12 protein-coding genes are annotated in these 8,650 nt (G+C 59.8%); 1 reads left to right on the top strand and 11 read right to left on the bottom strand.

What is annotated here, in order from left to right:
* The coding region (locus tag AHiyo1_RS18805; RefSeq protein WP_148667667.1) for a winged helix-turn-helix domain-containing protein at window positions 1–342 on the top strand (342 nt) is incomplete at its 5' end.
* An 11-nt stretch (window positions 343–353) separates the two neighbouring features.
* Here the strand turns inward: AHiyo1_RS18805 and AHiyo1_RS18800 are convergent.
* From AHiyo1_RS18800 to AHiyo1_RS18755, 11 genes are all read right to left on the bottom strand, one after another.
* The gene (locus AHiyo1_RS18800) at window positions 354–809 is read right to left on the bottom strand and encodes an Hpt domain-containing protein (RefSeq protein WP_113990709.1); all 456 of its coding nucleotides are present in this window, start codon (window positions 807–809) and stop codon (window positions 354–356) included.
* Between the two features lie 126 nt (window positions 810–935).
* Entirely contained in the window at window positions 936–1,820 is an 885-nt protein-coding gene (locus tag AHiyo1_RS18795; protein WP_059389565.1) for a type II secretion system F family protein, read from the bottom strand.
* 8 nt (window positions 1,821–1,828) lie between these two features.
* Entirely contained in the window at window positions 1,829–2,761 is a 933-nt protein-coding gene (locus tag AHiyo1_RS18790) for a type II secretion system F family protein (protein ID WP_059389564.1), read from the bottom strand.
* Between the two features lie 7 nt (window positions 2,762–2,768).
* Window positions 2,769–4,295 (bottom strand): CpaF family protein, encoded by a 1,527-nt coding sequence (locus AHiyo1_RS18785; protein WP_059389563.1) that lies wholly within the window; start codon window positions 4,293–4,295, stop codon window positions 2,769–2,771.
* Window positions 4,295–5,488, bottom strand: coding sequence for an AAA family ATPase (locus AHiyo1_RS18780; RefSeq protein ID WP_059389562.1), 1,194 nt, complete (start codon window positions 5,486–5,488; stop codon window positions 4,295–4,297). Before AHiyo1_RS18780 ends, AHiyo1_RS18785 begins: the two co-directional genes overlap by 1 nt.
* Entirely contained in the window at window positions 5,485–6,258 is a 774-nt protein-coding gene (gene cpaB, locus AHiyo1_RS18775) for a Flp pilus assembly protein CpaB (protein WP_059389561.1), read from the bottom strand. The genes AHiyo1_RS18780 and cpaB overlap by 4 nt, the downstream gene beginning before the upstream one ends.
* Before the next feature lie 34 nt (window positions 6,259–6,292).
* A complete protein-coding gene (locus AHiyo1_RS28035) occupies window positions 6,293–6,916 on the bottom strand; it encodes a hypothetical protein (protein ID WP_340639346.1) in 624 nt (207 codons plus the stop codon).
* On the bottom strand, window positions 6,913–7,323 hold the full coding sequence (locus AHiyo1_RS28030) for a Tad domain-containing protein (RefSeq protein WP_340639345.1): 411 nt from the start codon (window positions 7,321–7,323) through the stop codon (window positions 6,913–6,915). Before AHiyo1_RS28030 ends, AHiyo1_RS28035 begins: the two co-directional genes overlap by 4 nt.
* Window positions 7,311–7,685 carry a TadE/TadG family type IV pilus assembly protein gene (locus AHiyo1_RS18765; RefSeq protein WP_059389560.1) on the bottom strand — a complete coding sequence of 125 codons (375 nt, stop codon included), beginning with the start codon at window positions 7,683–7,685 and terminating at the stop codon, window positions 7,311–7,313. Before AHiyo1_RS18765 ends, AHiyo1_RS28030 begins: the two co-directional genes overlap by 13 nt.
* Before the next feature lie 124 nt (window positions 7,686–7,809).
* A complete protein-coding gene (locus tag AHiyo1_RS18760; protein ID WP_059389559.1) occupies window positions 7,810–8,037 on the bottom strand; it encodes a Flp family type IVb pilin in 228 nt (75 codons plus the stop codon).
* 48 nt (window positions 8,038–8,085) lie between these two features.
* Window positions 8,086–8,310 carry a Flp family type IVb pilin gene (locus AHiyo1_RS18755; protein WP_059389558.1) on the bottom strand — a complete coding sequence of 75 codons (225 nt, stop codon included), beginning with the start codon at window positions 8,308–8,310 and terminating at the stop codon, window positions 8,086–8,088.
* Between the last annotated feature and the right edge of the window lie 340 nt (window positions 8,311–8,650).

The raw sequence follows: 8,650 nt of genomic DNA, 5'->3' as shown, positions 1-8,650 counted from the left end.
CCAGACGGAGCGGTGATTCGGCACAACGGCTTGGCCCTGAACTACAAGTCACGCATGGTGACGCTTCAAGGTTCAGTCCTGACTCTGACGCGAAGCGAGTTCGATCTTCTCTACGACCTGCTTCGGGCCAAGGGCGAGGTGCGGACGCGCGCTGACCTTGTGAGGGCGGCCCGCGGAGACTACTACGACGACGATGCGTACATCAGCGACGCCGACGAACGGGCTGTTGAGACCCACATCGGCAACCTCCGCCGAAAGCTCCGTGAAGATCCACAATCGCCGCGATTTCTACAGACCGTCCGGGGAGTCGGGTATCGCCTGACACCGAAAAGGTCAGATTGAGCCGGCGAAGGTCAATCGTTCCGGAGTACGTAGCTGTCCTTTAGTTCCTGGACCGTCAGATGCCCGCATTCCGCAACTTCCTTGAGGAGGGGCCGAGCCTCCCGCAATTCACTTTTTCGAATGCGTTCCTCCAGTTGCGCTGCAAGCACCGCGAGGCGAACACCGCCAACCATAATTGACGAGGTTCGGAGGCTTAGGACTGCGTTCAGGGCCGCGGCCACGTCGCCGCGCTCGACGGCGGTAGCCAGGATTTCGTATCGCTTAACCCAGAGTTTTGCGAAGTCGCCAGCAAACGTGCGTGCGATCAGCGGATTGTCCACTTGGTCTTCCAGGAGTTGGAATTCCGCGAGATCCAGTATGGGATGTTCGGCCAGCGGGACGACGGGCAGCCCAGTAGAGTCGTCGACTGAGCCGGGATGGCTCGGATCTGAATCCTCGTTGACCTCGCTGGAACCTGAACTGAACATAGCCCAATGCTACTTTCTGAATTTCCGGAAAAACCGAACTTATGGCTATCTTAAGGAAATCTTAGGCCTTTCTTGATTTAGACCCCTTTCATCCGGTCTAACAATTCGGAGAATGTGATATTGCGCTCAGCCTCGGCTGAACGTGGCTATAGCATTGATGATCGCCGGCCCCAGGATGGCGATGAACAACACGGGGAAGATGAAGAGCAGAAGGGGGAAGAGGACCATCACGGGAAGCTTCATCGCCTTCTCCTCGGCACGTTGGCGACGCTTCACCCGCATCACCTTCGCCTGGACCCGCAAGACACGGCTGATCGCAATGCCGTATGTGTCCGCCTGAATCACGGCCTGCACGAAGCTTCGAAGCTCCGGAATGTTGGTGCGCTCGGCCAACGCCAGATAGGACTCACGACGGCTCCGTCCAACTTGCATGTCCTGCAGTGTCCGAACCAACTCCTCAGCCAGCGGCCCCTTCCCGTTTTCCCCGGCACGGGCCATTGCTCCTTCGAAACCGAGGCCCGCCTCGACCGATATCAGCATTTGGTCCATGGTATTTGCGAGTTCCAATTGCATGGCCTTTTGCCGCTCTTGTCCTTTGCTGTACAGCATTAGGTCCGGAATAAAGTATCCAAGCAGCACAACAAATATTCCCAGGAGCTTAAGGATTCCGCTCGAGCTATTGGAGCTGATCAAAAACCCAAAAAGTGCGCCGAGCAATCCGAGCAGCGGTTTGGCTGCGAGGACGCGCCCCAAAGGGAGCGACGGCGGGCGGCCGGCCAACGAGAGCAGCCGATCCAGCTTCTGGACGTAGCCCGCGGGAGTCAGACGGTAGCCAATGAGCTCGAGTCCACCGCCACGACTTTGTGGACCGGCCTCGGCAACGTTTTGGCCCTGCGTCAAAAGCACGCGGACAGCACGTTGGGCTTTTCGGTCAACCGAGAGGAACGACCACGCGAGGTAGGCGATAGGCAATGGAACCAACAGCAGCGAGAGAAGGAGAGAGGGATTCACGAGTCACCTCAAAACTTCAAGTCGATGATCTTGCGCATCCAGAGACCGCCGATGGTCATGAGGATGACTGACAATCCGATCATTCCCCAACCAAGCGGCTGGGCGAACATCACATTCATGTAGCCAGGGTTGACAACCAGGAGCATGGTCACGATGCCGAAGGGAAGCGCCATCAGGATGTATCCGGAGAACTTTCCCTCCGCGGCTAAGGATTTGATGTGGCCCTTGATCTCGCTGCGTTCACGTATGGTCTCGTTGACCTGGTCTAGGACCTCCGCAAGGTTTCCGCCCACCTCGCGGTTGATTTGGATGGCTTGCGCTATCCATACAAAGTCCTCGCTCCGCATTCGCTCCGCCGTATCGTTAAGCGACGCCTCAAGGTCGCGGCCAAGGCTTGTCTCTGTAATGATCCGACGCATTTCCTCGGACGTGGGGCTGGCAGACTCTGTGGCCGCAGCGTCGATGGCACGGAGGATGCTGTGCCCGGCTCGCAAGCCACCAGCCAGTAATTGGAGGGTGTCCCCAAGCTGAGCATCGAACTTCGCGCGCCTCTTACCGGCAAGGGAGCTCAAGAACATCCGTGCCACGAAGGGCGCCGGGATGAAGAATAGAAAAGCTACGAATGGGCCGCCGATGACCAGCCCGATCAAGGCACCCACGAGTGCACCCGAAATCACAAGGATGAAGAAGTCCGCCTGGCTCATTCGCAGCCCGGCATTCTCCAGTTGTTCACGGTTAAAGAGCCGGACGTTGCGCCTGGCCAGAACCCCATGAACTGCTTCGGAGGCAGAACCCGCAAAACGGGTCAGCTGGGACCCCGAGCCTTCATGGTAAGGCCGCCTTCGATCGAACGGTACTTCCGGGGTTTTCGGCAAAATCACGGCCACCCCGAGGAGCAGGATGGCTGAAAACATCAGGGCCATTCCGGTCAAGAGCATCATGTTCCGCTCACGTCCTTGCTCCTGTTGCAGTTGCCAAGGGAGCGGCGAATACTGCGGGAGACACATGAATGCCGAAGTCATCGAAGCGGTCGATGAAGCGCGGACGAATACCCGTCGGGACAGGCTTTCCCAGGAACCTACCGTGCGCGTCGACGCCAGCCGAGTAGTCGAAAATAAAAGCGTCCTGGAGGGTGACAATGTCGCCTTCCATGCCTTGGACTTCCGTGACGTGTGTGATGCGGCGCGTTCCATCCCGCAAACGGGAGATCTGGATGATGAGATTCACGGCGGAGGCAATTTGCTCACGGATCGCGCGCAGGGGAAGGTCCATGCCGGCCATGAGGACCAAGGTTTCAAGGCGTGCCACCGCATCGCGAGGGGAATTTGAGTGCACCGTTGAGAGTGAACCGTCGTGCCCGGTGTTCATCGCCTGAAGCATATCGAGGGACTCTCCGCCGCGGACCTCGCCGACGACGATCCTGTCCGGCCGCATACGGAGGGAGTTCCTGAGCAACTCCCTGATGGTCACTGCACCCTTGCCCTCGGTGTTTGGGGGCCTGCTCTCAAGCCTGACCACATGTTGCTGTTGAATCTGCAGTTCTACAGCGTCCTCGATGGTGACGATGCGGTTGTCCTCCGGGATGAAAGACGAGAGGACATTCAACAAGGTGGTCTTACCGGTTCCGGTACCCCCGGAAACAATGATGTTCAGCTTCGCTTTGACGCAAGCATTGAGGAGCTCAGCCATCTCGGGCGTGAGCGTGCCGAAGTCGATCAGGTTCCTGATGGTCAACGGTACTTTGCTGAATTTTCGGATGGTCAGCGACGAGCCGCCCACCGCAAGCGGAGGGATCACCGCATTGACTCGGGACCCGTCCTCAAGTCGCGCATCAACGAGGGGTGACGACTCATCGATCCTGCGCCCCACCTTCGAAACGATGCGTTCAATGACCCTCCGGAGATGGTCCTCGGAGCTGAATCCGGAGTCCGTGAGGATCAGCTTGCCTTTTCGTTCGACATAGATCTGGTCCATTCTGTTGACCATGATTTCGGTGACCTCTGGATCGTCCAGCAAGCGTTGGAGCGGCCCATAGCCAAGGACGTCATCCGCCACGTCGGCCACGAGCCTGCTGCGCTCATCCGCGGACAGCGGCACCTGCTCGGCGTCGATGATCCGGATGAGTTCTTCGCGCGCAGTCGACCGCAATTCACGTTCGCTGACGCTCGAATCATTGAACCTTGCCCCCAACCGCTCGAACAACGCGGTGGCGGCGCGCTGCTTGAGGGCAGCGAAGGCGTCCACCGGTTGTTGGGCCCTGAGTTTCGGAGAGTCAGGGACGTCGGACAGCTTGACCGAAGTGTGGGATTTTACCGCGCTGCCAGGCTTCCCCGCGGGAAATGACATGATTTGCTGAGTGGACTCGGCGAATGTCGGTTTAGGCGTAGACAGCGTGCTCGGGCCAAGGTCGCTCCCCGGGCCAGAGGACCCTTCGATTTTGTCCTCGGCAGCATGCAGGCGTTCGGACAGCTTCATTAGACCACTACCCTTCTGTGCAGTTTGCGCTGCGCCTTGGCTCGCCACGTGGGATTGAAACGCTCGACGAGTTGCTTGAGTCCTTTGACGGCCGGATCCTTCACCGAGTCCTGGAGCACGGGAATGCCGCGGTTGGTGGAAAACGCTACAGCTTTCGATCGAGGGATACTCACATCAACCGGGGCACCGACGGTCGATTCGACATCCTGGACCGACAGCCCCGACTTGGAATCAGCCATGTTGAGCACCACGTGCCGGGTTTCCGGCAACAGGTTCAGCCTGCGGAGAATATCCAGGCCGGAGCGAAGGCCCCGGACGCTCGGAACATCCATGCCCGTCACCCAGACAGCGTCCGAGCATTGTTCTAGGGCAGCGAGCCCGATCTCGGGCAGTCCGGGTGCCGTGTCCACCACCACGTACTGGAACTCTTGGGCGAGCTGTTCGAGGAGCCGGCCCACCTGTTCCGGCGAGATCTCGTCTGCTTCGACGGGGTCCTTCGGTGCACACAAGGCATAAATGCTTGCCGGGTGGACCGTCAGAAAGGCCTTGAGTACAAGAGAGTCCTGGCTTGCCGACGGCGTGACAGCGTCGGTAACGGTGTGTTCCGGATTCAGATAGAGCCCGGAAGCGACGTCGCCGAATTGCAGGTCCAGATCCACGATCACCACGCTCATGGGTGCGATCTTGCCCAGCCCGACGGCGATGTTCGTGGCGATTGTCGTCTTGCCCACGCCACCCTTGGGCGAAAAGACGCCGATCACCAGGCCCTTCGGCGAGCCCGATTGCTTGGCATCCCCAGTGCGCTGTCGGCTCGCGAAAGACTGGCACGCGCGCTCAAGCATGACCCGTATCTGGGCCAGGTCCGCATCCGGGCTCATGATGTCGCGGATGCCGGACCGCATTGCCTGGAGCACGAAAGCGGGATCCAGTTCGCTGACGAGGATCACGCTCAGCTCCGGCAACTGCACATCGAAAACCGTTGCCAAGCGAAGGGCGTCCTCAACGGGAACGTCAGGTCCCAGAATCAGCACTTCCAGTTGTTCCTGATTGAGCGCGCCAAACAGCTCAGCAGGATCGGCCGGCAAAATGCTCGTGAAGAAGGTCTGCACGCTTCCGGGCAGGCCACCCGCGACGGCTTGACGCAGCCGCTGGTCAAAGTCGGTGTTGGGGGTTATCAGGACAAAACGGCTCACCTGTATACCCCGCTCTGCTGGATGACGGTGGGGCCGCTGTCTTTGGCATCCAACGGCTCTTTGCTCAACCAGATCTTGGCGTACTCGGCGGCGAAGACAATCTTGGCTGCGTCCACGTCACTTACCGCAACGGTCAGCAAGAGGGAACCGGTGGGAAGGCTTGTATCGCCCGAGTTGGCCGCGCCACCAGAGCCGGGAGTCGGCGTCGGCTGCTGGCTTGCGGTCGCTTGGGGGGCGCGCTGGACCGCGGTCAGAAGAACCTTGGGGATGGTCAATTGGGTGGTCCCTTTGTCCGACTTCGAGTCACTTCCGCCGCTGGACATGGAGATGAAAATGCCAACATGGTCGCCGGGAACGAGTCGTCCTCCGACCACGCGCTGGGGTTCCAGTTGGAAGGAGACTTCCTGAAGTCCTGTGGGCACCTTGACGTCCCCAGGAGTCTTGAGCGCGTCCGGGGCCACCAAACGTTCGGCCACCAGCGTCTCGCCAGGGACGAGGTCGACGGCGGCGACCTTGCCTGCTGCGTCCCCCAAGGTGTGTAGCGCGGTCTTGGGGACCGCCGATCCCGGCAACTGCTGGGTATCGAGGGAATCCTTCATGGCGTCAACAGAGGTGCCGGCCGGGATGGCTGTCTTGACCACCAACACATCAACGGGCGCCAAGTTTTGGACTGCCCGTTGATCCGCTCCTTGGGCGTAGGAAAAGACGAGAATCACCCCGACGAGGGCCAGCACTGCCGCTGCCGACCCGGCCAACAAGCGTGACTTCACTTACAACTCCTGTGCTCATAGAACGGATGAAAATCTAGGGGGTGAGGCGGACAATGGTGGCCCCAAACGCATCTACCGGGCCCAGCGTGTAGCCATCCGCCAGCGAGACGTATTTGATGAAGCTCCCGATGATTCCGCGGCAGTTGCCGTTGCATGCAAGAGCGTTGGAGACATCGGAATTCGTGTTGCGGAAGCTGTCGGGAAGACTGTTGTTGCCGCTGAACTTCCACCCGGTCACTTTGAATGCGGCGAAGGACACCAGATGGTAAACGGCGCCGCTTCCCGTACCTGTGACAGCGTCGAAGACCGGAAGCAGAACGACGACGTCCCGGCCAGCGGTGATGGTATCTGCCCACTTTTGAAGGGTGGTTGCGCAGTTACCCGGTGTGCTGTTGCCCGGCGCGCTCCCACCCTCGCTGACGGCGAGGTTAATCGTGCCGCCACACGCACCGGTGTCTTGGACTATCCAGCCGTATCCGCCGGCAACCGTGGCGCCTGAAGGGCCGTAATTGCAGCTGGGATTGGCACCGGAGCCGTGATCCTGAAGAAGCTGGAGTGCTCCACCGATGTATCCCTGCACCTGGCAGATGGAATACGCGAGGGGAAATGCGGTTCTGCCGGCGACTGCGCTCCCCCACTGAACATTCGACGTGGTCACAACGTTGCTCGTGCTGATACCGAGGACTCGCGCGAAAAGAGTGAGACGGCGTTCGGCGCTCCGCCTGCCTGCTGGACGCCTGCGGTCACGGTGACTTTCCGGTTCGTCAGGTCCAGGTTGATCGACTTGATGTTGTTCAGGCCGTCGTTTGCGTTCTTATTGGCTACGTCAGCCGCGATCTGCGACGTGGTGGAGCAATTCGGATCGCTCGTATTCGCGGCGCATTTCTGCGCTACGGCGAGGGCGGCAGCGTCGGACCCGTTCTGCACTTGCGCCTTTTCCGAGTACAGCATTCCCGCATCCACGGCGAGGGCGGCAAAACCGAGCAGCACCACCAGCAAGAGGGCGACGAGGACGGCAACTGCACCGCGCTCGCCGTCGTCATCGCGGATCGTCAGCCGCCGCATACCATGACTCCTACTCCTTGCATGGGGAAAGGCCCAGCGATTCCAGTGAGGGTGCTGAGGGTGTACTTGATGGTCACGGACATCTGTGCGCCGGAGGTGCAGCTGGCCGGACTGAAAGTGAAGTTCGTGTCTGCCAGCCCTGGATTCAACGACACTGCAGCATTCTTTGCCGCTGTCTTGGCTGCCGTCTGATCATTCGAAATCGCCATGACACGGACTCCTTCGCGGGCTGCATTTGAGAGCGATACCTGAACGTTGTAAGCCCTGCCGAATTCCATGATGCCTAGGAGCAACATGATCAGGAGCGGTGCCAGGATGGCGAATTCAACAGCCACGGCACCGCGCTCTGAAGCCCTCGGCATGATCTTGCCCTCCCAGCGACGGATAGTTCGAATCAAGCAGAGTGGCGGCCGCCTGAATGCCGCCGCCACTCGGAAATTGCTTGGTATGCCCCGAATTGCCTCCCGGGCACTCGCAGCATGACTTCTAGGCGCAGGTGCCAGTACCACCCGAAGTGGTGGCAGCCGTCCAGGTTTTGCCGCTGACGGAACACTGGACCTGGGAGAACGTCTCCCTGACCGTGCTGCCCAGCAGCGTCACAGCCGCGATGATCACCACTGCGATAAGGGCAACCATGATGCCGTACTCGACGGCAGTGGCACCTGTTTCGTCGCGCCGCACGTGAGACGCGGACTTTAGGAAAGCGGAAAGCATTGATGCTCCTTGTTGTCTGGTACGAACGGTCGGGAGAAGGCGAACGACCTAGGCGCAGGTGGCCTTACCAGCGGATGCTCCAGCGGTGTAGGTCTTACCGGCCACAGAACACTGGACCTTGGTAAATGTGTCTTGGACCGTTCCGCCCAGCAACGTGACAGCGGCGATGATGACCACTGCGATGAGGGCGACCATGATGCCGTATTCGACGGCGGTGGCGCCCTTTTCGTCGCGACGGATACGGGATGCGGCATTGGAGAAGAAAGCAAACATTTGAAACTCCTGAGCGAGTTGGGGAATGTGGGCTGGTCCAGCACCAGCTCTCTAGCAACTTAGCAACGCCAAATGCCCCGTGGAGCAGTCCTTGGGACTTCCTGTGTCAAGACTCGCGATCCTGCGCATTTCTTGGGTTAAACCTAGGGAAACCCTTGCGATCTTGGGCTTTCCTGCCGAGCCCGAGCAAAGGTGGGAAAGCAGCTCAACCGCCCCGCCGCCGTCGGGCCCCACCCCCGAACCCTCGCTCGGATATGTGGCCAAATCCCCGAACCCTCGCTCAGATATAAGTGAGCGAGCGTCCGCCGAAAACACCACATATGTGAGCGAGCGTCGGAAG

The sequence above is a fragment of the Arthrobacter sp. Hiyo1 genome, assembly GCF_001263615.2.
In the GTDB taxonomy this organism is placed as follows: Bacteria; Actinomycetota; Actinomycetes; order Actinomycetales; family Micrococcaceae; genus Arthrobacter.
Note: the sequence above shows the minus strand (reverse complement) of the source record. Positions and strands in the feature narration are given on the sequence as shown.

Excerpts from the sequence above, each read along its gene's own strand:
- AHiyo1_RS18765 (WP_059389560.1), bottom strand. The coding sequence starts at position 7,685 with ATGCCGAGGGCTTCAGAGCGCGGTGCCGTGGCTGTTGAATTCGCCATC.
- AHiyo1_RS28030 (WP_340639345.1), bottom strand. The coding sequence starts at position 7,323 with ATGCGGCGGCTGACGATCCGCGATGACGACGGCGAGCGCGGTGCAGTT.
- AHiyo1_RS18785 (WP_059389563.1), bottom strand. The coding sequence starts at position 4,295 with ATGAAGCTGTCCGAACGCCTGCATGCTGCCGAGGACAAAATCGAAGGG.
- AHiyo1_RS18790 (WP_059389564.1), bottom strand. The coding sequence starts at position 2,761 with ATGATGCTCTTGACCGGAATGGCCCTGATGTTTTCAGCCATCCTGCTC.
- AHiyo1_RS18755 (WP_059389558.1), bottom strand. The coding sequence starts at position 8,310 with ATGTTTGCTTTCTTCTCCAATGCCGCATCCCGTATCCGTCGCGACGAA.
- AHiyo1_RS18760 (WP_059389559.1), bottom strand. The coding sequence starts at position 8,037 with ATGCTTTCCGCTTTCCTAAAGTCCGCGTCTCACGTGCGGCGCGACGAA.
- AHiyo1_RS18800 (WP_113990709.1), bottom strand. The coding sequence starts at position 809 with ATGTTCAGTTCAGGTTCCAGCGAGGTCAACGAGGATTCAGATCCGAGC.